The sequence below is a fragment of the Gilliamella sp. B3464 genome (assembly GCF_026536145.1).
Taxonomy (GTDB): Bacteria; Pseudomonadota; Gammaproteobacteria; order Enterobacterales; family Orbaceae; genus Gilliamella.
In genome coordinates, this window is record NZ_JAFNOQ010000008.1 from 1 (window position 1) to 23,236 (window position 23,236).

The window sequence follows — 23,236 nt, forward strand, 5'->3', positions numbered from 1 at the left end:
AGGGCTGCGTATACTACGCTACACCTTTTTATTCGTCAAGATCTTTTTTCAATATTTTTGATCTTGCTCTCTAACACGTTCTTCGCTTGTTTTTCACTAACGCCGTGTCAGTGGATGCGCATTATAGGCACTTCATTTTTTTTATCAAGCAAAAAAACATGATCTTTTAATTGTTCGAATAAGCTTTAAACACTCAAAACATTAATGTATTGATATCGTTGAAGATTATATTGAGCTAATTTGCTAGTTAATTTTTCAACATATTGGTTAAGCGCTGTGCTAACAATAATATTCTCTTTATTTAGTGGTAAATTACTATCAATCAATTTGCCTTTTTCATGAAGTAATTCATAAACACGCATCGCAATTGCATTACCAGAGTCAATAAAAGTAGCGTGAGGAAAAATTACCTGCAACTCTTCTTTGATAAAAGGATAATGTGTACATCCCAATACAATAGTATCAGGGCAAACCGATAAACTTAGCCAAGGCTGTAATAACTGTTTAAGTTGCGGCATATTAACTGCCATACCTTGCAGTTTATTCTCTGCAATCTGTGCTAGTTCAGATAGCCCAAGTAATTCAACTTTACAATCAGGTGCAAACTGTTTAATCAAATTGTTTGTATAGGCTCTTTGAACTGTTGCTTTGGTTGCTAATAGCCCTATACATTTATTTTTAGTCATTTGACTAGCTGGTTTAATAGCTGGCACGACGCCAACAATCGGAAAAGAAAATTTAGCACGTAAACTAGGTAAACATATGGTACTTGCTGTATTACAAGCAATAACCGCTAAATCAATAGTATATAATTTGCTAATGTTATCAATAACATTAATTACTCTATCAATAAGAAACTGTTCTGATTTATCTCCGTAAGGGAACATTTCATTATCAAATGCATAGATATAGTGTAGATTAGGCATCTTTTTGTAGATTTCATTATAGACAGATAACCCACCGATACCCGAATCAAATATTAATATTGTTGGAGATTGTCTCGCTATGCTCATATTAAATAAAGATTAGGAAATTAAATCGACATTATCCTAAATTGAATAAAAATTTATGCAAGTAATTTTGTTTAAGGTAATACTGGCTTTTTTACTCATAAATTATTAAAATAGACGTCTAGATGGTAAAACTGCTAAAATAGAATACATCTCATCGCATATCAAGTATTGCATTTAATAAGTTAAAAGAAGGTATATCATGTCAGAATTTTTATTTACTTCAGAATCTGTTTCAGAAGGTCATCCAGATAAAATCGCCGATCAAATATCTGATGCAGTGCTTGATGCTATTTTAAAGCAAGATCCAAAAGCAAGAGTAGCTTGTGAAACTTATGTTAAAACTGGTATGGCTTTAGTCGGTGGAGAGATAACGACATCTGCTTGGGTAGATATTGAAGAGTTGACTCGCAAAACTATTCATGACATCGGATATACTAGCTCAGAAATGGGGTTTGATGCCAATTCATGTGCGGTACTCAATGCTATTGGTAAACAATCACCAGATATAAACCAAGGTGTAGATCGCAAAGATCCTCTTGAACAAGGTGCAGGTGATCAAGGCATTATGTTCGGTTATGCTACCAATGAAATGCCAAATTTAATGCCTGCAGCAATTAGTTATGCACATGATTTAATGCGTCGTCAGGCAGAAGTCAGAAAAAATGGAACGCTCCCTTGGCTACGCCCTGATGCTAAAAGTCAAGTCACATTAATCTATCAAAATGGTCAGATAAAAGGCGTTGATACAGTAGTTTTATCAACCCAGCATTCAGAAGGTATTGAACAAAAAGCAATACAAGAAGCAGTAATGGAAGAAATCATTAAACCAACATTGCCTGCCAAATGGTTAACATCAAGAACCAAATACTTTATTAATCCTACGGGTCGATTTGTTATCGGTGGTCCAATGGGGGATTGTGGATTAACAGGTCGTAAGATTATTGTCGATACTTATGGTGGAGCTGCACGTCATGGCGGAGGCGCATTTTCAGGAAAAGATCCATCTAAAGTTGATCGTTCAGCTGCATATGCTGCTCGGTATGTTGCTAAAAATATTGTTGCAGCAGGGCTTGCCGATAAATGTGAATTACAAATATCGTACGCAATAGGCGTTGCAAATCCAACATCGATTTATGTCAATACTTTTGGCACAGAAAAGATTGATCATGATAAAATAGTGAATTTAATCAAAGAATTTTTTGATTTAAGACCTTATGGATTGATTCAAATGCTTGATTTGATTCAGCCAATTTATCAACAAACTGCTAGTTATGGCCATTTTGGTCGTGATATTTTCCCATGGGAAAAAACAGATAAAGCTACATTACTTCGCGATGCCGCAGGATTATAGACGAATACCCATTTTATTACATAATAAAGTCATGGCTTGTTTAAGGGAAAACCTAAGACAAGCCAGCCTTATTTTACACACCGTATTTCCTGAACCTAAAGTAATTTATAAAGTTAAAGGAAGTATTGCCGGTAGCGCACTGTTAACACGCTGGGAAATACAGCTTAATTCAATAATGTTAACTGACAATGGTGATACATTTATTGATGAAGTCGTTCCTCATGAACTTGCTCATCTACTGGTGTTTAAAACATTTGGTAAAGTTAAACCTCATGGCAAAGAGTGGCAATATATGATGTCTGAAGTATTAGGTAAATTACCAAAAGTAACCCATAACTTTACAATAAAGCGCAATAGCTATATGTACCGTTGTAATTGCCAAATCCACCATTTAACTAAAATCAGACATAATAAAATCCAAAACAATAAAACTAGTTATTTATGCCAAAAATGCGGTAGTATACTTAAACAAGTTATTCCAATTTAGACCATTACATGTGTAAACTCGATTTTCATTTTTATAAAAGTTCATTTTTTATTCTTCTCTTAGGTGTGTTTCTTTATATTTTCGGTAATTTTTATATTCCTCTATATAATGGGTTAACAGTTACACTTATTGAACACCTACAATCTCTCTTTTTATTATTTATGTGTGGTTATACGTTTTATTATGCAAAACGCGTACAACATCATGCTACCTTATATAAATTCTGGATTTGGACAATCTTTTGGTGGATTATGCTTTTTGGACGAGGAATAAGTTGGGGGCGTGATTTTTATCCTGACGTTCCACGTTTTTATTATAAAATCATTGCAGCTATTGTAATGGGTATACCATTACTGACGACTTTCTTACCAACAATCCGCAAAGAAATAGCACGGCGTTATAAATTTGAAAGTATTCCTTTTTGGCATATCTTTTTCGCATTTCTTTTTTTGGGAATTGCAGATATCGCAGAGCACCATCGTATGGGACACGAATTTTTAGTATTAACTCGAGAACGTAAAGATTTGATTGAAGAATTAATGGAAATTCCTTGCCTGCTCTGTATAGCATTAACAACTTTCTATATGCAAACAAATGAACAAAAAAGGTTGAGTAAATCATGTTAAGTTATCGTCATAGCTATCATGCTGGTAATCATGCAGATGTGTTAAAACATATTGTTTTAACCTTGTGTCTTGAATCGTTAAAAGAAAAAGAAAAATCGATTTTATATTTAGATACGCACTCTGGTGCTGGCCGTTATTTATTACAAAGCGAGCATGCTGAAAAAACGGGTGAATATTTATCAGGAATAAATTTAGTTTGGCAACAAACAGCTATACCAGAAGCTCTTACTCCGTATATTTCAGTGTTAAAACGATATAATCCTTTTGATACTTTGAAATATTATCCAGGTTCTCCTTTAATTGCTAAACAACTATTAAGAGAACAAGATAAATTGAATTTAACTGAATTACACCCAAGTGACTATCCTTTATTAAAGCAAGAATTTGCAAAGGATAAGCGCGCTAACGTGTTACGTGAAGACGGTTTTTTGCAATTAAAATCTAAATTACCACCACAATCACGTCGCGGCATTATTTTGATCGATCCATCTTACGAAATAAAAGAAGACTATCAAAAAATTCCAGCAGCAATTTATGAAGCTTATAAACGTTTTGCAACTGGAGTTTACTTGATTTGGTATCCGGTTGTGTCAAGAACACAAAGCCAAAAAATGATAGATGGAATTGTAAATTTAGGAATTAAACGAATATCACAATTTGAACTAGCATTAAGGCCGGATAATAATCATAAAGGAATGACCGCATCGGGCATGATTGTCATCAATCCACCTTGGAAATTGCATGAGCAAATGCAAACAATCTTACCGTGGTTATCCAATATTCTTGATACAGATAAGACTGGCAATATACTGATTAAAAAATTAGTGACAGAATAAATTGTCAGGTTAATAAACAAAATGCGAGGTTTTCTCGCATTTTAAATAATTATAAAGAAAACGTTAAAACTGAAATTATGGAAAAAAATGGCATGCAAATAAATAGATCCATAAAATAATAGTTAATAATAAAGATAAAAATACCGCTGCTGAACCATAATCTTTAGCTCGACCTGATAACTCATGTCTTTCCTTACCTATACGATCAACAACGCACTCAATTGCACTATTAATCAGTTCAACAATCATGACTACACCAATCGAACCAAGTAATAAAATACGTTCATAAATAGAAAAATCGATTAGCATCACAATAATATAAGCTACTATTAATAGAATTAATTCTTGACGAAATGCAGCTTCATACCTAATAGCCGATTTAAAGCCTTTTAAAGAATATTTGGTTGCATTAAAAATGCGTTGTAAACCTGTCGATTTTTCCATCATAACATTCCAAATTAAAAATTATCTAACATATCCGTAATTCATTAGCCTTTGAAATCTTCTCTCCAATAAAACCGACTCATCCATATTTTCAAGCTCGTCAAGATCACTTAGTAGCTGCTTTTTCAATGAGGTAGCTACTGTACTATAATCACGATGCGCACCGCCAAGAGGTTCAGGCACAATAGAATCAATAAGATTTAATTTGAGTAATTTATCAGCTGTCATATTCATGGCTTCAGCAGCAACTGATGCCTTATCTGCGCTTTTCCATAATATAGAAGCACAGCCTTCAGGAGAAATCACAGAATAGGTACTGTACTGTAGCATATTCACTTTATCTGCAACACCAATAGCCAGTGCGCCGCCAGATCCACCTTCACCAATTACAGTACAAATTGTTGGCACTTTTAAACGTGACATTTCACGTAGGTTACGCGCTATGGCTTCAGCTTGACCTCGTTCTTCTGCACCAATCCCAGGATAAGCACCGGGTGTATCGATAAAAGTAATAATAGGTAATTTAAAGCGTTCAGCCAATTGCATCAGCCTTAATGCTTTACGATATCCTTCCGGAGCAGGCATACCAAAATTACGATATATTTTTTGTTTGGTCTCACGACCTTTTTGATGGCCAATAACCATAACAGCACGATCATCAATACGTGCAATTCCACCTACAATAGCTTTATCATCAGCATAAGCACGATCACCAGCTAATTCATCAAAATCAGTGAAAATCTCTTTAATATAATCTAATGTATACGGTCGGTTTGGATGCCGAGCTAGTTGTGCAACATCCCAAGGGGACAAGTTTGCAAATATTTTTTTAGTTAATTCACGACTTTTTTGATTTAACTGTTTAATTTCTTTATCTAAATTGATATCTAATTCCACTTGTTGTGAATCAATATTCTTTAAGGAATTAATTTTTGCTTCTAATTCCGCTATCGGCTTTTCAAATTCCAAAAAATTGCTCATAACGATTATGATTGCCTCTTGTGTTATTTGTATTTCCTAAAAAATACACTACTAAATATAGTATACTGACTATTTCTTAAGATAAAATTAAGCCAATTCTACTATGTAATACGCATTAAAGTCACCAATATTTATTTCAGTAAGCTTTAAGATATATTAAAATCATTTTACCTAATTCTATTGATATAAATTTTATTCTGAGTAGTTGATGAAAATGCATCACTGATATATATGGGCTATTCGAACTCAAATTCAATACGCTCATTTCCAAGTAATGTTTTCAACTCTACGATTAAAGCATCTTCAGGAACTATACGCCAAGTTGTTCCAAATTGGATCCGAACGACCGAATCATCTCGATGATAATAAAGATTAACCGGTACACTTCCATGTCGATAAGGTTCTAAAATCTGTTGTAAACGCTGTAATATCGAACGATTAGCTTCAGCTTCAGTTAATGTAATAGCCAAGCCCTTAACATATTTAGCTCGAGCATCTTTCAAATCAACAATATCGCGAACAGACATCTTTAGTCCACCATTAAAATCATCGGGGCTAACTTGTCCTGACACTATCAGAATTTTATCTTTAACTAAAAGATGCCCAAACTTTTCTAAAGAATCGGAAAATAACATACCATCGATTCGACCAGAACGATCATCTAAAGTAAATAGACCAATTTTATTGCCTTTTTTGGTAATTCTAACTCTTGCATCAGCAACTATTCCTGCGAAGGTTGCTGTCTTTCCCCAACCAGTTGGCGCAGCTTCACTAATGCGTACGCCACCGGCATAACGATTGAGTTCTTTTAAATATTGCGTAACCGGATGGCCGGTTAGATAAAGTCCTAAAGCATCTCTTTCGCCATCAAGTAATACTTGAGCGGGTAATTCTGGTACTGCTGCATAAGCATGTTCAACTTGTTCAGGCTCTTCAGCTAATACGCCAAACATATCTTCTTGGCCAATATTTTGCGCTTTGGTATATTGCTCAGCTGCCTGCATTGCATCACTAATACTATGTAAAATTGCTGCCCGATGCGGTCCTAATTTATCAAAAGCACCGGCCATAGTTAGCTTTTCTAATACACGTCGATTGATTTTTTTCATATCTGTGCGCGCGCACAGTTCAAAAATATTTTTAAAATAGCCCCCACTATTACGAGCTTCAACAATTGCTTCAATTGGCCCTTCACCAACGCCTTTTATTGCACCAATGCCATAAACAATTTCGCCTTTGTCATTCACATGAAAATGGTACAAACCGCTGTTAATATCTGGAGGATTAACTTTTAGTCCCATTCGTAAGCATTCATCAACCAAGCCCACAATTTTATCGGTATTATCCATATCTGCTGTCATAACAGCTGCCATGAATTCAGCTGGATAATGGGTTTTCAGCCATAAAGTTTGGTAAGACACCAGTGCATAGGCGGCAGAGTGTGATTTATTAAAACCATAACCTGCAAACTTTTCAACCAAATCAAAAATATGCATTGAAAGTTCACCATCCACACCTTGTTTCTCAGCGCCTTCTTTAAAAACAGAACGTTGTTTAGCCATCTCTTCTGGTTTCTTTTTACCCATAGCACGGCGCAGTAGATCAGCACCGCCTAAGGTATAACCGGACAAAGTTTGTGCTATTTGCATGACCTGTTCTTGATATAAAATAATCCCATAAGTTGGCTCTAAAATAGGTTTTAATGACTCATGTTGATATTTTATATCGGGATAAGAAACATCTTCTCGCCCATGTTTACGATCGATAAAATTGTCTACCATTCCTGACTGTAAAGGTCCCGGGCGAAATAATGCTACTAAAGCAATCATATCCTCAAAACAGTCTGGTTTTAAGCGCCGAATTAAATCTTTCATGCCACGCGATTCTAGCTGAAATACTGCGGTTGTTTCAGCTTTCAGCAATAAATCGAAAGAGTCTTTATCATCCAGAGGAATGCGCGTAATATCAACAAGTTCTTTCCCTTCTCTAATCTGACGTTCATTAATCATTTTGATCGCCCAATCAATAATGGTTAATGTGCGCAATCCTAAGAAATCAAACTTAACTAAGCCAGCATATTCAACATCATTTTTATCAAATTGAGTAACAGGATGATGCCCTTCGGGATCACAATAAATAGGTGAAAAATCGGTAATTTTTGTTGGTGAAATCACAACACCACCCGCATGTTTACCTGCATTGCGAGTTACGCCTTCTAATTGACGAGCAATATCAATTAGCGACTTAATTTCCTCGTTATTATCATATAATTCTTGTAATTGTGGCTCAATTTCGAATGCTTTAGCCAGTGTCATACCTGGATCTAAAGGAATCAATTTAGAAATACGATCGACAAACCCATAAGGATGGCCAAGCACTCGCCCAACATCTCGAATTACAGCTTTAGCTGCCATTGTACCAAAAGTAATAATCTGTGAAACCGCATCACGACCATACATATCAGCAACGTGATCAATAACCAAATCACGTTTTTCCATGCAAAAATCGACATCAAAGTCAGGCATCGATACACGTTCAGGATTTAAAAAACGTTCAAAAAGTAAGTCAAAGGCTAACGGATCTAAATCTGTTATTTTTAATGCATAAGCCACTAATGAACCCGCTCCCGAACCTCGACCTGGGCCAACTGGAATATCATTATCTTTTGACCATTGAATAAACTCCATCACGATCAAAAAATAACCGGGAAAACCCATTTGATTAATAACATTAAGTTCAGTTTCTAAACGCTCATCATATTCTGCTCGTTTTTGTGCTCTAATATCTGGATCAGGAAAAAGAAACTTTAGTCGTTCTTCAAGGCCTTCACGTGATTTATAGACTAGAAAATCTTCAGTAGACATATCCCCTGTTGGAAATTTAGGTAAAAAATATTCACCCAAACGTATAGTCACATTGCAACGCTTAGCTATTTCTACACTATTTTCTAAAGCCTCAGGAATATCTGAAAACAACTCACACATTTCCTGCTCATTACGCAGGTACTGTTCTGGTGAATAGTTCTTAGGACGATTAGGATCTTCAAGAGTGTTGCCATCATGTATCGCTACGCGAATTTCATGGGCCTCAAAATCAGAAGGTTGTAAAAAACGAACATCATTGGTCGCAACAACCGGCAACATATATTGTTCAGCAAGTTTTACTGCGCTATGAATAAACAACTCTTCGTTGTTACGTTTAGTACGAACTAACTCAAAATAAAAGTGATCATGAAAATTTTCTTTATAAAAATTGATAGCGTTATCGATTATAGACTCATTATTACGAATAATACCTATACCAATATCACTTTCCCGCCCAGCCAAAATTATAAGTCCGGTACGATATTGAGCTAACCACTGCTGATCAACAACTGGCATATCACCGATATATCCCCTTTCATAAGCTTTAGATATAAGTAATGTCAGATTTTTGTAACCTTCATTATTAGCAGCGAGTAGCGTTAATCGATAAATATCATCCGGTAATTGTGAGCTTCTGATTGCTAAATCAGCACCAATAATCGGCTTAATTCCTTTTGCCATCGCAGATCCATAAAACTTAACCAAACCACAAAGATTGGTAAAGTCGGTAATAGCAAAAGCAGGCATATGCAACTGGCTAACCTCATTAACCAGTGTCCCCACTTTAGCGATACCATCAACCATTGAAAAGTCACTATGTAGATGAAGATGAATAAACTTAGGCTCTGTCATATTTATCAGAAATAATTATGCTAAAAAATTGTTAGCGATTATATCACAAGCAATAGCAATATTCTTATTCTGTTTATCAACATGTTTTGTTTGAATTGAAAAAAGAAGGAATCTTTTGAATAACGTTGATCGATGAAAATGATTAAACTTATACCACCGATAATCTAATTTATCGGTGGGTAGAGATCAATTAAATTTTCTTAAATAACACTGAACCATTAGTTCCGCCAAAACCAAATGAATTACAAAGTGCATATTCTAAGTTTTTAACTTGACGAGCGGTATGCGGTACATAATCTAGATCACATCCATCATCAGGATTATCTAAATTAATTGTTGGAGGCACAGCCTGATCGCGTAATGCCAATACCGTAAAAATAGACTCAACAGCACCCGCAGCGCCTAGTAAATGACCAATCATTGATTTAGTTGAACTTACCATTACTTTGTTGGCATTTTCTTTAAAAATGCTTTTAACTGCTTGTGTTTCTGCTTTATCACCAGCTGGCGTTGATGTACCATGAGCATTAATATAGCCCACTTGCTCAGGTGTTATTCCTGCATCTCGAATAGCACATTTCATGGCTAATGCTGCCCCACTACCATCTTCTGGTGGTGAAGTCATATGATAAGCATCAGCACTCATACCAAAGCCGACAACTTCTGCATAAATTTTTGCACCGCGTTTTTTAGCATGCTCATACTCTTCTAAAAACATAATGCCAGCACCATCACCCAGTACAAAACCATCACGATCTTTATCCCATGGTCGACTTGCCGCTTTAGGATTATCATTATTAGTTGATAATGCACGCGCTGCACCAAAACCGCCAATACCAAGCGGTGTACTCGCTTTTTCACCGCCACCAGCAAGCATACCATCAGCATCACCATAGGCTATCATACGTGCTGCATGACCAATATTGTGTACGCCTGAAGAACAAGCTGTTGCAATTGTAATACTTGGTCCTTTTAATCCATAAATAATCGATAAATGACCAGCTATCATATTCACTATGGTAGAAGGAACAAAAAACGGACTAATTTTACGCGGGCCACCATTAATTAAAGCACTATGATTTTCTTCAATTAATCCAAGTCCACCAATGCCTGAACCAATAGCACAACCAATACGTTCTGCATTTTCTTCCGAAATTTCAATACCCGCATCTTGCATTGCTTGTATACCAGCAGCAATGCCATATTGGATAAAATAGTCCATTTTACGAGCATCTTTACGTGAAATATTATAATCTTCGCCATTAAAATTTTTAACCATAGCGGCGAAGCGCGTTGCGAAAGGGGCAGTATCAAAGTGTTCTATTAGTTCAACACCACTTTGTCCAGCTAAAAGTGCTTGCCAAGTGGATTCAACTGTATTACCTACCGGAGATATCATGCCCATTCCGGTGACAACAACTCTGCGTTTAGACACATTGTCCTCCAGAAAAGGATTGAAATGAAATTTGAATCATTGAAAATTTTATGTTGAGTTTTCAATACATGAATATTAATTTTTATATAAAAATTAAAGATATAAATACAAACTAGGCGATCATTTGACCGCCTATTATGAAAACTCTGCTAACCTTATTGATTCGCAGTAATATAATCAATTGCTGATTGTACAGTTGTAATCTTTTCAGCTTCTTCATCAGGAATTTCAGTATCGAATTCTTCTTCTAAAGCCATAACTAATTCAACTGTATCAAGAGAGTCAGCGCCAAGATCTTCAACAAAAGAAGATTCATTCTTAACTTCTTCCTCTTTCACACCAAGTTGCTCAACAATAATTTTCTTAACTCGCTCTTCAATAGTGCTCATACTCTTTTTTTTCCTATAAATATCGCCAAAAGCGGCGGTGAATGTAAGTTTATAAAATGTTGAAAAAGATGCAAATCATTTTTCAACCCAATTGCTTATTTTTTGCTCAAAAAGTCAAAATATTGGCTTATTCTACACTATTCTGATCAATTACACCATATACATGCCACCATTGACATGTAAAGTTTCACCAGTAATATAAGATGCTTCATCGGAAGCCAAGAATGCAACAGCATTGGCTATTTCTGATGGCTCTCCTAATCGTCCAGCTGGCACTTGTGCTAACGTCACGGCTTTTTGCTCATCGGTTAATGCTTCAGTCATATCTGTTGCAATAAATCCAGGCGCTACCACATTAACCGTAATACCTCGAGATGCAACTTCACGAGCTAATGATTTACTAAAACCAATTAATCCTGCTTTAGCTGCCGCATAGTTAGCTTGCCCTGCATTACCCATTGTACCAACAACAGAACCGATTGTAATAATTCGTCCATAACGTTTTTTCATCATAGATCGCATTAAAGCCTTAGATAGGCGGAACACCGAAGTTAAATTGGTATCTAAAATAGATTGCCACTCTTCTTCTTTCATTCGCATTAATAAATTATCACGAGTGATACCAGCATTATTCACTAAAATATCAATATCACCAAATTCAGTTTTAATAGCATTAATGACAGATTCAATCGATGCTTCGTCAGTCACATTTAAAGCAAAACCTTTGCCATGTGTACCTAAATATTGACTGATTGCTTCAGCACCTTTTTCTGTTGTTGCAGTGCCAATAACAGTTGCACCACAAGCAACTAACTTTTCAGCAATCGCTTTACCTATCCCGCGACTTGCACCAGTAACTAAAGCAATTTTTCCTGATAGGTTCATAACTACCCCTTTTATCTTCTATTTAGTATTTTCTATTGCAACATCTAATGACGCTTTATCATTGACAGCACATGCTGATAACGAATCAACAATACGTTTAGCCAATCCAGTTAGTACTTTACCTGGTCCTATTTCAACTAACAGTGTTACACCTTGTTTCGCCATTTGCTCAACAGTTTCTGTCCAGCGAACAGGGCTATAAAGCTGCGCAATTAATGCGGCTTTAATTTTTTCTGCTGAGGATTCAATCTTAACATCAACGTTATTAATAACCGCAAATTTTGGCGTGTTGAAAGTAATTTCATTCAAGGCAATAGCTAATTTTTCGGCCGCGGGTTTCATTAACTCACAATGGGAAGGAACACTAACAGCTAATGGTAAAGCACGTTTAGCACCTGCTTCTTTGCAAAGTACGCCAGCGCGCTCTACAGCTTCTTTATTACCGGCAATAACAACTTGTCCTGGTGAATTAAAATTGACAGGCGCAACAACTTGGCCTTGCGATGCTTGTTCACACGCTTTACTTATTGACTCATTATCTAAACCGATAATGGCATACATCGCACCAGTTCCTGTTGGTACAGCCTCTTGCATAAGTTTGCCACGTAATTCAACTAATTTAATTGCATCTTTAAAATCAATCACGCCAGCACATACCAATGCCGAATATTCACCTAAACTATGTCCTGCCATAAATTCAGGTTGTGCACCATTAACACTTTGCCAAACTCTAAACGTAGCAACTGAAGCAGCTAATAAAGCTGGTTGTGTTTGCCATGTTTTGTTCAGTTCCTCAACTGGACCTTGTTGTACCAATGCCCATAAATCGTAACCTAATACTTGTGACGCTTCGTCAAAAGTAGATTTTACAATTGGATAATTGTCAGCAAGATCTTTTAACATACCGACGGCTTGTGAACCTTGTCCTGGAAAAACCATTGCAAATTTGGTCATTTTTAAATCCTTGAATACTCAAAATAATTTTTGTTTAAAATCTAACGAGCGCAGAGCCCCAAACAAAACCGCCACCAAAAGCTTCTAATAAGATTAGTTGGCCTCGCTTAATACGGCCATCTCGCACACCTGTATCTAATGCACAAGGGACCGATGCGGCTGAAGTGTTGCCTTGTTTATCTAAAGTAACAATAACTTTACTTAAATCCATATCTAAACGTTTTGCTGTGGCTGAAATAATTCTTAAATTTGCTTGATGTGGTACTAACCAATCTAAATCGGATTTATTAAAGGAATTTTCTGTTAGTAATTCATCGACTAAATTTGAAAGCTCTTTGACAGCAATTTTAAATACATCATTGCCTTGCATAGTCATATAAACGGGATCATTCATATCACGGCGATCAACATAAGGATATTTTAATAACTCGCCGTAACGACCATCAGCATGAAGATGTGAAGCAATAATCCCTGGTTCTTGAGAAGCACCAACCACAACAGCACCGGCACCATCGCCAAAAATGATAATTGTTCCACGATCTGTTGGATCGACACCACGAGTTAGCATGTCCGAACCAACCACTAATGCATATTTAATTGCACCACTTTTTATATATTTATCGGCAATATCAAGTGCATAGACGAACCCTGAACATGCAGCAGAAACATCAAAAGCAATGACATCTCCGATAGCTAACTTTGCTTGCAGTTCGGTGGCTGAGCTAGGAAAAGCATTCACTGAAGTTGCGGTGGCAACTATAATCATACCTATCTCATTTTTATCAATCTTTGCCATTTCAATAGCATTTAAAGACGCTTCATAAGCCATAGAAGTTACTGTTTCGTCTGGTGCTGCAATGCGTCGTTCTTTTATTCCTGTTCGTGTTGTGATCCATTCATCACTGGTATCGACCATTTTTTCAAGATCGGCATTGGTTCTTATCTGTTTTGGAAGATAACTCCCTGTTCCTAATATCTTTGTATACATCTAATTATTCGCTCTTAGGTAGTACGGAAGAAAGGCTGCTTGCAATCTTCTCAGGTATATTGGTTTGGATAGCCAAAATAGCTTGTTCTATTGCTGCAAAGAATGATTTTTGATTAGCGCTACCATGACTTTTAATCACAATGCTTTGAAGCCCAAGCAAACATGCGCCATTATATCGTCCGGGATCTAAATAACCAAAATTTTTAGACACCTTTCTTTGTAACCACTTACTTAATAGTTTCATTAATAATGAATTATGGCCAATAGATAGCTTAAATGAAGACATGAAAATTTTAAGTAAACCTTCTACTGTTTTTAATGTCACATTACCCACAAAGCCATCACAGACTAGTACATCGGTTTTACCAGTTAAAAGCTCGTTACCTTCTAAATAGCCGATATAATTAATATTATCATTCGATTTTAAAATCGCTGCTGCAGCACGTATTTTATCCAAACCTTTTGTATCTTCTTCACCAATATTAAGTAAAGCAACTCTGGGATGATCAATTTTAAGCACTGTTTTGGCTAAGATTTGCCCCATTATGGCAAATTGCACTAACATATCACTATCACACTGAGCATTAGCACCTAAATCCAATACTACTGTATTTTGATTATTTAATGCAGGAATGATGGCAACTAATGCAGGACGGTCAATACCAACTAGTGCATGTAATAATAGCTTAGACAGTCCCATTAATGCACCAGTATTACCAGCGCTAACGCAAGCTTGAGCTTGGTTATTTTTAACCAATTCTAGCGCTATTCTCATTGATGAGCCATGGCTATGCCGGATGGCATAAGCAGGTTTCATATCATTAGCAATAACAGATGTTGATTCGATCAACATTAGTCGATGGTCTTGTTGATATTGCTTGACAAACTTTGCATTTTCTTTAGATAAAAAAAGACTAATTTCTGCTGGATCACCCACCAGAAAAATAGAGAGATTTGGATAACAATTTAGTGCTTGTATTGCAGCAGGAACAATCACACGAGGACCAAAGTCCCCGCTCATAGCATCTAACGCAATGGTTAGATTATCCAAAATGTCACCTGAAGATTTCTAATGACTAAATAATTATTTAGAAATCACTTTACGACCACGATAATAACCATCAGCGGTTACGTGATGACGTAAATGTGTTTTGCCTGATTCATCAACTGAGATATTAGCAGCAGTTAATGCATCATGAGAACGACGCATACCACGTTTTGCACGAGTTTTACGATTCTGTTGAACAGCCATGGATTTACCCCTTATTCTTTAAACTAACTAAAATTGCAAATGGATTCGGCTTTTCATTCTCAACAGGAATTTCACCAAATACCATATCTGCCTCTGACACTTCGCAGTGTTTACTATCATGTACCGGCGCAATTGGTAACGAGAGAATAATTTCGTCCTCAAGTAACGCTAATATATCGACCTCGCCAAACTCGTTCATAAAAACGGGTTCATAATGTTCCGGTAACGCCTCTGCCTGAGCATCGCTCTTAACAGGACTAAATTTATTCATCACATGAACTTCAGTGATAAAAGGTTTGAAACAACGTTGACAAATAAGCTCCAACGTTATTTTTGCATCAATTGCGATAACACAAAGTTTCTGCTCATCATAATAAAAAGACAAACTACACTCAATATCGCTTTTCAGACTTTCAACCCTTGTTGCACTTTGCGCTGGATAGTATCCAACATAATCAAGTCGTTTTTGTGCCGCTTTGACAGGGTCAATTGTTAATGGCAATTTATTTTGCATAAGATAAGCTTGCTACCTTGAAAATTATTTTATGCAGTTAAAAACTACACAATGCCGTAAGGCGCGCATCTTACCTTTAAATGACCATTTCGTCAATGGGCGCAACTAATATTATTTGTATTAGTTATTGATTATTCCCTTAATATTTTATCAAATATATTTATTTTAATTTCGTAAAAAGTTTAATATAAAAAAATGCAATTTCGACTATTAACAATACCAATGACAGTTTAAGACAATCGTCCAAAGCTATCTTTGACGATAGCTTGGAAATCTTCAAAGGTTTTACTATTTAATAAACGTTTGGTTGAACGCTCCTTCACTAAATTGACAAACAAATTATAAATTCGCATCGCATCTTCATATTCATCCTTACTAATTGCTAATAAAAAAATGACGTGTGCGACTTCATTTTTATCCCATAAAATTCCTTGTGGCGCTAATATGGTTGTCACAACCGTCTTTTTGGCCAACAGACCTACTGAGTGAGGAATAGCAATATTTTCACCTAATAATGTTGAAACAATCGCTTCACGTTCAATGACAGAATGATAAAAAGATGCATCGACATATCCTTGCTTTTCTAAACGATGACAAACCACTTTAAAAAGTTCTGATTGTGTTATTGGTTTATCCATGATAAGAAAAAATTTTTTGTCGAAAAAACGCTCGATCATATAGGGCATTGTTCTGTCTATCATAGCCAATCGCCCTAATTGCTCGAGTTGATAGGCAGTTGGAAATGGCGCTATTTTAACAATTTGCTTATCTTTTTCAGTTAAGCGTACGGTTGAGACAATAAAATCTTCCTCAATATTTGTTAACTGCTCATATTCTCGATATGAAAGTATACGACTAATTTGAATATGTGGAAAATCACGCTTAATCTTCGATTCAATCATACGTAAGGTTGCATTACCAAGATCGCTCACTAGCAGTATTTGAGCATATCTTTCATGACCAGCACTATAATTACGTTCTAATGCGACACCAATGTGCACAGCCAAGTAACTGATCTCATCTTCGGTCATTTTTGATTCGGTATATTTTTCCATATTTGCTAGTGCTGATAAGGTAATATCATAAGCAAACGGATAATATTGTTTTATTTCTTGCAATAAAGGATTTGTTGTACGAATTTGATATTTCACGCGCGATAGCATCGATGAAACGTGGATTGACATATCTTCGAATAATTTTTCATCCTTCAATAAATTATAGTGATAAGTATGATTAATATAAGATAAAATATGTTTTACAAGCGCTAAACTTTTTGCTTGATTTGGCGAATCAATAATGGTGCGAGACATGATTTGAACGCATAAATAATTCAACTCAGCTTGAGAAAGTACACTACCTAGAAAATAAGAAAACTCTTCCGAAATCTCTTGAGCTGCGCCAATAACAGTACTATTAATCTGATCTATTTGATAATCAATTAACTCATAACCTTGCGTAATTCGGCTAATTGAAACAGCACAACTATAGAGTAAATAACTTTTTCCTTCAGCATTTAATTTTAACTCAAAACGCTCAATTTGATCTTGCAATACCTTTTCTAAATAATCCAACTCAATATCATTCAATATATGCTTTTGAAGTCTACCAATTGTTAAGGTATCTTCCGCCATATATCGTTGCCATAAAATATCAGTTAAACATGCTCGAATGGAAGACTCTTCACCAATTAAACGCATACCATAATAGGGACGGTTTTCTAATTGCAAATTATACTTATCTAAATATTGTTTAACTTCAATCACATCATTTTGCAACGTACTACGACTTAAAAACCATTTATCAGCAATATCATCTAATTTGACAGAATTAGATTGTGTTAGAAAAGCGATTATTAAAGCAACTATCCTCTCTTTGCTTGTTCGTGGAATATTTTCTATTGAATGTGAATTAGTTAAAGCTGCATAACGTTTAGCATCAGATATTAGCAGTTGATAACCAATATTTTTAGTATAATCAATTTGCGCGCCATAATGACGTAAAATATCATTAAGTGCTGAAATGTCAGTACGAATAGTACGAGTAGATACCGAAAAACGGTTAGCGAGTTCCTGTTGAGGCAGCGTTTCGTTTTTTATGGTATCAAATAAATACGCTAATCGCTGATAAGAAAACAGCACTTTAGATGACATTATTTATCCTACCAATTTTTGTGTAATTGCCAAAAGTTTTTCAACATCAGCAGTGCGCGTTTCTCCTGTCGCTTGATTAATAATAGAACTATAAATATGTGGGATAATCCTTTTCACACCAGCATCTAAAGCTATCTTCAAAATGACTTCATAGTTGTCTAAATCGATTCCCCCTGTGGGTTCCAGATAAAAATCTTGTTCAGCACAACACTTTGCCACATATTCAAATTCGACTCGATGTTTTAATCCACCCATTGGAAAAAATTTGATTGAACTTCCGCCCATATCTTTGAGTAATGCAATTGCTGTTTCAATCGGTACCTCGCTCTTGGTAGTTTTACTACTCAACGGGCCAGTAGCAATATTGACCAATCCAATTCTACCCGTTGGTGATACTAAGCCATTAATCACAGTCTCTTTTTGACCTAACAAAGCACGGCTAGCTCCCACACCAGTAAAGACTTGATTGACATGTTGTGGTTGAAGTACTGCTGATATTTCAGATACCATATCTGACTGATTCGGATCGCCAGCGCCCAACCCTATTGAAATAGCATTATCAATTGCTTGCGCATATTTTTTCATATCGGTTATTGCTGATTGATTATCACAATAGTTTTTCGATAAAATACCAACTACAACATGAGTTTGTGCTGCTTCATAAACGGCTTTAGCATTATCAATTGAGTTAGCCAGAACATTTAAACAGACACGATCATTATAATAATTAGGTGTCAACTGCATTATTTTACTCCTAGTATAATACGTTTAATTTTATTATAAATAATGTCAAGTTGAGCAGAAGTTACACTACGTACATCAACATCAACTTTACCTTCGTTAGCTTTATATTCGCGAAAATAAACAGCAATTTCACCTTGCTTCATTAATTCAACTATTTCGATAGCACTTTTACCTATTACAGTGCTATCAAATGCGATTTCTGTACGAGCAATATCTCGCCCTGCACTATCCCAAACCACGTTGGCTAATACGCCAGGTAAAGAATTAAGATTATCAATAAATGGGGTCATTTTACTCACCATTTGCTGACCAGTTTCTTGCTTAGGATCGTTTACATAAAGTTCAATGGCTTTAGTTAAACCTAAAATACCTTCTTTCCCCACCTTCATTGGGCGTCCAATGCCTTGAGATTGAAGTTTTAACCATTCAATTGCTTGATGACGACCAATCACTAAACCACTTGTCGGTCCTTCAATTGCTTTTGCACCACTATAAATAACTAAATCAGCTCCTTGCTGATAATAGATATATAAATCCTCTTCTGCGGCAGCGTCAACAATCAGTGGTATATTATGTTTTTTGGCAATGGTAGCTGCTTGTGCAACTGTTAACATACTTTTTTGCACGCAATGGTGTGACTTAACATATAAAATGGCTGCTGTATCAGCATTAATTAATGATTCGATATGTTCGGGTTTACATTCGTTCGCGTAACCTGCCTCAACGACAATCCCGCCACCTAAAGACACCATTGTCCCAATTGGTGCACCAAAATTAACGTTATGCCCTTTAGGAACAATAATTTCACGAGGTACATATTTATCAGACGAATGTAGATTAAATAATAGATCGCGATCATCCTTAATAATTAACCCTGCAACAGCTTGTGCTATACCTGCTGACGCACATGAAACCACGACTGCACTTTCGACATTGAGTAATTTGGCAATATATTGCCCAGTTTTATCAACTAAGTCTTTGATTTCAAAATATTCGCTTAAACCATGAGATACCGCATCCACCACTTCAGGTCTTGGTGTTGAAACGCCTAAAATAGTCATACGCCCTGACGCATTAATGACCTTTTTTAAATGATATTGACTATAAACGTCTTTTTCAGTTTGAGATTGTGAGCGCATTTTTACTACCTTCTTCTGTTATTTCTATGTATAACGAATGTTTTGTCGAATCAGCAACAATCGATGCTAAAGGCACGAATTGTTCATGACATCGTCTGACTTCACCTTCTGAATCAGCTAACTCAATAGCTTGTTGTTTAATATCAAAAACAGTCAAATCAGCATCATAACCAACTGTTAACTTGCCCTTATTTTTAAGACGCAAAACTTGTGCCGCATTTTGAGTAACACTATCAATAATTTTTTTTCGGCTATAACCAAGACAAATAAACTTGGTCATCACATTTGCTAAACTAAATACGGGACCTTGTAAACGATTTTTAGAATAAATGTCGGAACTAATTGTATTAGGATAAATATCTAAGCACTTAGCACGCTCGGCAACAGCAAAGCTAAAGCTTTCTCCACCATGGCCAATATCTAAAATTACGCCACGTTCAATAGCGCGTTTGATTGAATCTCGCAAATTGTTTTGTTTATCAAATATTTGATTTGGCTTACCATTAAAACAGTGAGTAATAATATCGCCTTTAGTTAATAAATCGGCAATTTCATCTAGTTCTGGCGGATTATTCCCGACATGAATCATCAGTGGTAAACCGGTCTTTTTCTGCATCTTTTTCGCTTTGATTAATGGTAAAATACCATTTTCACCCACCACACTACGGCTCATCCTAACTTTTATTCCAATAATAAAATGAGGATATTTAGCTAAAGTTTTGTCAAATAACGCGACATCAACATCTTGCATATCGGCAAGTTCATTTTGTCTAATTAAGCCAATTTTTGAAATATTCAAAAATGAATAAACATGAGTCTGCACTTGCTGAGCTAATTGATAGAATTCATCAACATCAAGTGCACCAACACTACCTGCATCCACAACAGAAGTTACGCCCGCTTTAACCCCAATTAAATCAGGCTCATCATGATAGATGGGTGAACGCGCAAAGCAATGAGTATGAGAGTCGATCCATCCGGCACTGACATAATATTTCTGTTTTAGGTCTAAAATGCGAATAGTTGGATCTGAAATGGCACTGTCTATTTTGACAATTTTTCCTTGATAAATAGCAATGTCGGTTATCGAGTCATCAATTAATATGGCGTTTCTTATAATTAAATCATACATAAGTTGTTCCAAATCCGCTGTAATTTAACCAACTACAGCGGAGAGTTAACATTAGACAATTGGAAATATTCCACCAAAAATCATCGCACCTAAAATTGCACCACCTGTAATTGGCTTTTTCCATACATAAAAAAGTAATGCACCAAGTAAAGAGCCAATACCAATAGGAATTGAAGCTACCATAGCTGATAAAATAATCATTGGTCCTAAGAATCGTCCAGAAGCATTACCGGCACCCATCATCACATCAGCACCAAAAGTCGATCCACTGCCACTATTAACAGTAAACTTTCGGATAAGAATAATAATGGCGCCAATCATTGCACCTAACACTAATCCTGTCGCTAATGCAGCTAAAAAGTTTTCAACAGGAAAGGTATAACCACCCGCTAACAATAATGCTGGTACACCTAATCCAATACCTGTTTGTAAAGCGCCACCAATATCCAATATGCCAACTAATGAACCTTCAATAACGCGGGCAAACAAAAAACTAGCGCCAAATGCTGCAACTGCACCATAATCACCGGTTGTCATTCCTGATTTGAGCATTGCAACAAACGCAATCTCATTAAATGCACCTATACCATATACATAAAAAGTATGCGTTCCAGCAAAAATACCTGCTGATAAAAGTCCACAAATAATCGGGAATGACCAATCGGCATACCAAAAACTTTTATTAATGGTTGTTTGAGTATTCATAATGTGTTATTCCCTATATTATTTAAACCAATAAGACAGACCATCTCGAAATGAATTTATCATCTTCATATCAAAACCGCGAAAATATCCACTCATCACAAATAGAACAATGATCGCAACTAACATAATCTTCATAACACGATTCCAGCCACTATCATCTACGCCTTTACCAATTAGGATGCCTAAAACTAAGCCCGGTACAGCATTACCCATAATCAATTGAGCAAGTCCGCCAAACAATGTCCCCCAAAAACCACTACGACGACCAGCATCTAACGCTGCCAACCAAAAGATAACAGGCATTACTGTTGCCACAAGCAGATTTGCCGCAGGGACTAATACTTTCGTCGCGGTAATTTTTAGGGAATCAGGAATAACAGAAGTGGTGGTATTTAAAAATAACACCACAATGACGCCGACAAATGCACAAGCTAATGCCATTTTTTTAGGATCATGTAGCGTTTCGGCAAGATTACGATTTTTTATCATCAGTAACGATGCTCCCCAGTTGGGAATAATTCGGTGATCGACATCTTGGGTAAAAGAGCCCGCAGCCACTGATGATGCCCATGCATTAAAAAAGAAACCAAGACCAAATGAGAAATGCGCCGCAGGATCACCTTCACAAGAATTAAGTTCGCCAAGTGTTCGAAAAGCCCCCATACCTTGATAGGTTGGCGCATGAAACATTCGAGCAGCCCCGGCACCAACGCCAAAACCACAAAGTCCACCAATAATAATAGACTTTAATGCAATAATTAGAATTTCCATCATTTCCCTTATACGTTATGTTATTCAGATTTAAATTCAATATCCGCAAGATTAACGAAACTTACATTAACAGAGACATCAAGAGTGATGTCGTAAAGGGTTCTTTTCCTTGGCAGAAAAACAAACAAAAAGCGCTCAGTTGTTATCATTTGTTTTGCTGATACAACTTGAATATCTTGTGGTTCAATACGTAATACAATATCGCCGATATGGTTAAATACCTCTTTTTGAACCTGGCTTAATGCTATTGCAAATGCCCGTTGTTTAGATTCACCTTTACCATTTACCCTGACAGACAACTGTTGTGTTTTTTTCATTTTTATCTTCGCACTTATGGACGTGGATTTTTTTTCAAAAATGCTTGTGCAATACGCTTGCCAAGCTCTTGTGTATCCATAAAACCAAAACCAAGAACTTTACAACCATCATTAATTGCGGTCTCACCTTCCTCTATTGATCGCATACCATGGCGTTGTGAATAGCCATATTTATTTTGTGCAGTAATCGCACCTGCGCCGCCGCTACCGCAAAACGATAAGCCCAAATCAGCATGCTTCTCATTCATGACATCACCTAACTTCATATCAGCTGCCATACCAGGAATAACAATTGCCCTACAACCTTCTACAGAGTTAATTCCTTCGGCAATCTTTTGCCCTTTTCCCATCCTATCGCCAATAACAATGACTACTTCAGTCATACTATTTCTCCTATTAATTATTGT

24 protein-coding genes are annotated in these 23,236 nt (G+C 36.2%); 4 read left to right on the forward strand and 20 right to left on the reverse strand.

Going from position 1 to position 23,236, the window contains the following annotated elements; all coding sequences use genetic code 11:
* Positions 1 to 185 precede the first annotated feature (185 nt).
* Entirely contained in the window at positions 186 to 1,013 is an 828-nt protein-coding gene (gene murI, locus J3U57_RS09290; protein WP_267344565.1) for a glutamate racemase, read from the reverse strand.
* 199 nt (positions 1,014 to 1,212) lie between these two features.
* Between murI and metK the strand changes: the two genes are divergently transcribed.
* Genes metK through J3U57_RS09310 form a run of 4 tightly spaced genes read left to right on the forward strand, consistent with a single transcriptional unit; the run spans position 1,213 to position 4,313 of the window.
* A complete protein-coding gene (metK, locus tag J3U57_RS09295) occupies positions 1,213 to 2,364 on the forward strand; it encodes a methionine adenosyltransferase (protein WP_267334189.1) in 1,152 nt (383 codons plus the stop codon).
* Positions 2,348 to 2,851 (forward strand): SprT family zinc-dependent metalloprotease, encoded by a 504-nt coding sequence (locus tag J3U57_RS09300; RefSeq protein WP_267344563.1) that lies wholly within the window; start codon positions 2,348 to 2,350, stop codon positions 2,849 to 2,851. Before metK ends, J3U57_RS09300 begins: the two co-directional genes overlap by 17 nt.
* 8 nt (positions 2,852 to 2,859) lie before the next feature.
* Entirely contained in the window at positions 2,860 to 3,477 is a 618-nt protein-coding gene (locus J3U57_RS09305; RefSeq protein WP_065634148.1) for a hypothetical protein, read from the forward strand.
* Positions 3,471 to 4,313: a 23S rRNA (adenine(2030)-N(6))-methyltransferase RlmJ gene (locus J3U57_RS09310; protein ID WP_267344561.1), complete on the forward strand. Its 843-nt coding sequence runs from the start codon at positions 3,471 to 3,473 to the stop codon at positions 4,311 to 4,313. Before J3U57_RS09305 ends, J3U57_RS09310 begins: the two co-directional genes overlap by 7 nt.
* 75 nt (positions 4,314 to 4,388) lie before the next feature.
* Here the strand turns inward: J3U57_RS09310 and J3U57_RS09315 are convergent, their stop codons facing one another.
* From J3U57_RS09315 to J3U57_RS09405, 19 genes are all read right to left on the reverse strand, one after another.
* Positions 4,389 to 4,757 (reverse strand): diacylglycerol kinase, encoded by a 369-nt coding sequence (locus J3U57_RS09315; RefSeq protein WP_141671541.1) that lies wholly within the window; start codon positions 4,755 to 4,757, stop codon positions 4,389 to 4,391.
* A 21-nt stretch (positions 4,758 to 4,778) separates the two neighbouring features.
* Positions 4,779 to 5,738, reverse strand: a complete 960-nt coding sequence (gene accA, locus J3U57_RS09320; protein WP_267344560.1) for an acetyl-CoA carboxylase carboxyl transferase subunit alpha — start codon at positions 5,736 to 5,738, stop codon at positions 4,779 to 4,781.
* Positions 5,739 to 5,974: 236 nt separating this feature from the next.
* Positions 5,975 to 9,454 (reverse strand): DNA polymerase III subunit alpha, encoded by a 3,480-nt coding sequence (gene dnaE / locus J3U57_RS09325; protein ID WP_267334184.1) that lies wholly within the window; start codon positions 9,452 to 9,454, stop codon positions 5,975 to 5,977.
* A 190-nt stretch (positions 9,455 to 9,644) separates the two neighbouring features.
* Positions 9,645 to 10,889 (reverse strand): beta-ketoacyl-ACP synthase II, encoded by a 1,245-nt coding sequence (gene fabF / locus J3U57_RS09330; protein ID WP_267334183.1) that lies wholly within the window; start codon positions 10,887 to 10,889, stop codon positions 9,645 to 9,647.
* A gap of 155 nt (positions 10,890 to 11,044) precedes the next feature.
* The gene (gene acpP / locus J3U57_RS09335; RefSeq protein WP_034948180.1) at positions 11,045 to 11,278 is read right to left on the reverse strand and encodes an acyl carrier protein; all 234 of its coding nucleotides are present in this window, start codon (positions 11,276 to 11,278) and stop codon (positions 11,045 to 11,047) included.
* 150 nt (positions 11,279 to 11,428) lie between these two features.
* A complete protein-coding gene (gene fabG, locus J3U57_RS09340; RefSeq protein ID WP_065634142.1) occupies positions 11,429 to 12,163 on the reverse strand; it encodes a 3-oxoacyl-ACP reductase FabG in 735 nt (244 codons plus the stop codon).
* Between the two features lie 18 nt (positions 12,164 to 12,181).
* Positions 12,182 to 13,117 carry an ACP S-malonyltransferase gene (gene fabD / locus J3U57_RS09345; RefSeq protein ID WP_267344559.1) on the reverse strand — a complete coding sequence of 312 codons (936 nt, stop codon included), beginning with the start codon at positions 13,115 to 13,117 and terminating at the stop codon, positions 12,182 to 12,184.
* Positions 13,118 to 13,151: 34 nt separating this feature from the next.
* Complete coding sequence (locus J3U57_RS09350) at positions 13,152 to 14,105, reverse strand: beta-ketoacyl-ACP synthase III (protein WP_065634140.1); 954 nt, start codon at positions 14,103 to 14,105, stop codon at positions 13,152 to 13,154.
* A gap of 4 nt (positions 14,106 to 14,109) precedes the next feature.
* Positions 14,110 to 15,156, reverse strand: a complete 1,047-nt coding sequence (gene plsX / locus J3U57_RS09355) for a phosphate acyltransferase PlsX (RefSeq protein ID WP_267334181.1) — start codon at positions 15,154 to 15,156, stop codon at positions 14,110 to 14,112.
* A 33-nt stretch (positions 15,157 to 15,189) separates the two neighbouring features.
* Positions 15,190 to 15,357, reverse strand: coding sequence for a 50S ribosomal protein L32 (gene rpmF, locus J3U57_RS09360; protein ID WP_065557369.1), 168 nt, complete (start codon positions 15,355 to 15,357; stop codon positions 15,190 to 15,192).
* A 4-nt stretch (positions 15,358 to 15,361) separates the two neighbouring features.
* Positions 15,362 to 15,871, reverse strand: a complete 510-nt coding sequence (gene yceD / locus J3U57_RS09365; protein ID WP_267334180.1) for a 23S rRNA accumulation protein YceD — start codon at positions 15,869 to 15,871, stop codon at positions 15,362 to 15,364.
* A gap of 230 nt (positions 15,872 to 16,101) precedes the next feature.
* On the reverse strand, positions 16,102 to 18,021 hold the full coding sequence (locus J3U57_RS09370; protein WP_267344558.1) for a BglG family transcription antiterminator: 1,920 nt from the start codon (positions 18,019 to 18,021) through the stop codon (positions 16,102 to 16,104).
* 3 nt (positions 18,022 to 18,024) lie between these two features.
* A complete protein-coding gene (dagF, locus tag J3U57_RS09375; protein WP_267344557.1) occupies positions 18,025 to 18,765 on the reverse strand; it encodes a 2-dehydro-3-deoxy-phosphogluconate aldolase in 741 nt (246 codons plus the stop codon).
* The gene (locus J3U57_RS09380; RefSeq protein ID WP_267334177.1) at positions 18,765 to 19,904 is read right to left on the reverse strand and encodes a DgaE family pyridoxal phosphate-dependent ammonia lyase; all 1,140 of its coding nucleotides are present in this window, start codon (positions 19,902 to 19,904) and stop codon (positions 18,765 to 18,767) included. The genes dagF and J3U57_RS09380 overlap by 1 nt, the downstream gene beginning before the upstream one ends.
* On the reverse strand, positions 19,882 to 21,036 hold the full coding sequence (locus tag J3U57_RS09385; RefSeq protein WP_267344556.1) for an amidohydrolase/deacetylase family metallohydrolase: 1,155 nt from the start codon (positions 21,034 to 21,036) through the stop codon (positions 19,882 to 19,884). The genes J3U57_RS09380 and J3U57_RS09385 overlap by 23 nt, the downstream gene beginning before the upstream one ends.
* Before the next feature lie 51 nt (positions 21,037 to 21,087).
* Positions 21,088 to 21,741, reverse strand: a complete 654-nt coding sequence (locus J3U57_RS09390; RefSeq protein ID WP_267344554.1) for a DUF4310 family protein — start codon at positions 21,739 to 21,741, stop codon at positions 21,088 to 21,090.
* An 18-nt stretch (positions 21,742 to 21,759) separates the two neighbouring features.
* Entirely contained in the window at positions 21,760 to 22,512 is a 753-nt protein-coding gene (locus tag J3U57_RS09395; RefSeq protein WP_267344553.1) for a DUF4311 domain-containing protein, read from the reverse strand.
* Between the two features lie 20 nt (positions 22,513 to 22,532).
* Complete coding sequence (locus J3U57_RS09400) at positions 22,533 to 22,829, reverse strand: DUF4312 family protein (RefSeq protein ID WP_267334173.1); 297 nt, start codon at positions 22,827 to 22,829, stop codon at positions 22,533 to 22,535.
* A 14-nt stretch (positions 22,830 to 22,843) separates the two neighbouring features.
* A complete protein-coding gene (locus J3U57_RS09405; protein WP_267334172.1) occupies positions 22,844 to 23,212 on the reverse strand; it encodes an SFCGS family glycine-rich protein in 369 nt (122 codons plus the stop codon).
* Between the last annotated feature and the right edge of the window lie 24 nt (positions 23,213 to 23,236).

Coding starts and splice junctions, on each gene's coding strand:
- murI (WP_267344565.1), bottom strand. CDS start 1,013: ATGAGCATAGCGAGACAATCTCCAACAATATTAATATTTGATTCGGGT.
- metK (WP_267334189.1), top strand. CDS start 1,213: ATGTCAGAATTTTTATTTACTTCAGAATCTGTTTCAGAAGGTCATCCA.
- J3U57_RS09300 (WP_267344563.1), top strand. CDS start 2,348: ATGCCGCAGGATTATAGACGAATACCCATTTTATTACATAATAAAGTC.
- J3U57_RS09305 (WP_065634148.1), top strand. CDS start 2,860: ATGTGTAAACTCGATTTTCATTTTTATAAAAGTTCATTTTTTATTCTT.
- J3U57_RS09310 (WP_267344561.1), top strand. CDS start 3,471: ATGTTAAGTTATCGTCATAGCTATCATGCTGGTAATCATGCAGATGTG.
- J3U57_RS09315 (WP_141671541.1), bottom strand. CDS start 4,757: ATGGAAAAATCGACAGGTTTACAACGCATTTTTAATGCAACCAAATAT.
- accA (WP_267344560.1), bottom strand. CDS start 5,738: ATGAGCAATTTTTTGGAATTTGAAAAGCCGATAGCGGAATTAGAAGCA.
- dnaE (WP_267334184.1), bottom strand. CDS start 9,454: ATGACAGAGCCTAAGTTTATTCATCTTCATCTACATAGTGACTTTTCA.
- acpP (WP_034948180.1), bottom strand. CDS start 11,278: ATGAGCACTATTGAAGAGCGAGTTAAGAAAATTATTGTTGAGCAACTT.
- fabG (WP_065634142.1), bottom strand. CDS start 12,163: ATGAACCTATCAGGAAAAATTGCTTTAGTTACTGGTGCAAGTCGCGGG.
- fabD (WP_267344559.1), bottom strand. CDS start 13,117: ATGACCAAATTTGCAATGGTTTTTCCAGGACAAGGTTCACAAGCCGTC.
- J3U57_RS09350 (WP_065634140.1), bottom strand. CDS start 14,105: ATGTATACAAAGATATTAGGAACAGGGAGTTATCTTCCAAAACAGATA.
- rpmF (WP_065557369.1), bottom strand. CDS start 15,357: ATGGCTGTTCAACAGAATCGTAAAACTCGTGCAAAACGTGGTATGCGT.
- yceD (WP_267334180.1), bottom strand. CDS start 15,871: ATGCAAAATAAATTGCCATTAACAATTGACCCTGTCAAAGCGGCACAA.
- J3U57_RS09370 (WP_267344558.1), bottom strand. CDS start 18,021: ATGTCATCTAAAGTGCTGTTTTCTTATCAGCGATTAGCGTATTTATTT.
- dagF (WP_267344557.1), bottom strand. CDS start 18,765: ATGCAGTTGACACCTAATTATTATAATGATCGTGTCTGTTTAAATGTT.
- J3U57_RS09380 (WP_267334177.1), bottom strand. CDS start 19,904: ATGCGCTCACAATCTCAAACTGAAAAAGACGTTTATAGTCAATATCAT.
- J3U57_RS09385 (WP_267344556.1), bottom strand. CDS start 21,036: ATGTATGATTTAATTATAAGAAACGCCATATTAATTGATGACTCGATA.
- J3U57_RS09390 (WP_267344554.1), bottom strand. CDS start 21,741: ATGAATACTCAAACAACCATTAATAAAAGTTTTTGGTATGCCGATTGG.
- J3U57_RS09395 (WP_267344553.1), bottom strand. CDS start 22,512: ATGGAAATTCTAATTATTGCATTAAAGTCTATTATTATTGGTGGACTT.
- J3U57_RS09400 (WP_267334173.1), bottom strand. CDS start 22,829: ATGAAAAAAACACAACAGTTGTCTGTCAGGGTAAATGGTAAAGGTGAA.
- J3U57_RS09405 (WP_267334172.1), bottom strand. CDS start 23,212: ATGACTGAAGTAGTCATTGTTATTGGCGATAGGATGGGAAAAGGGCAA.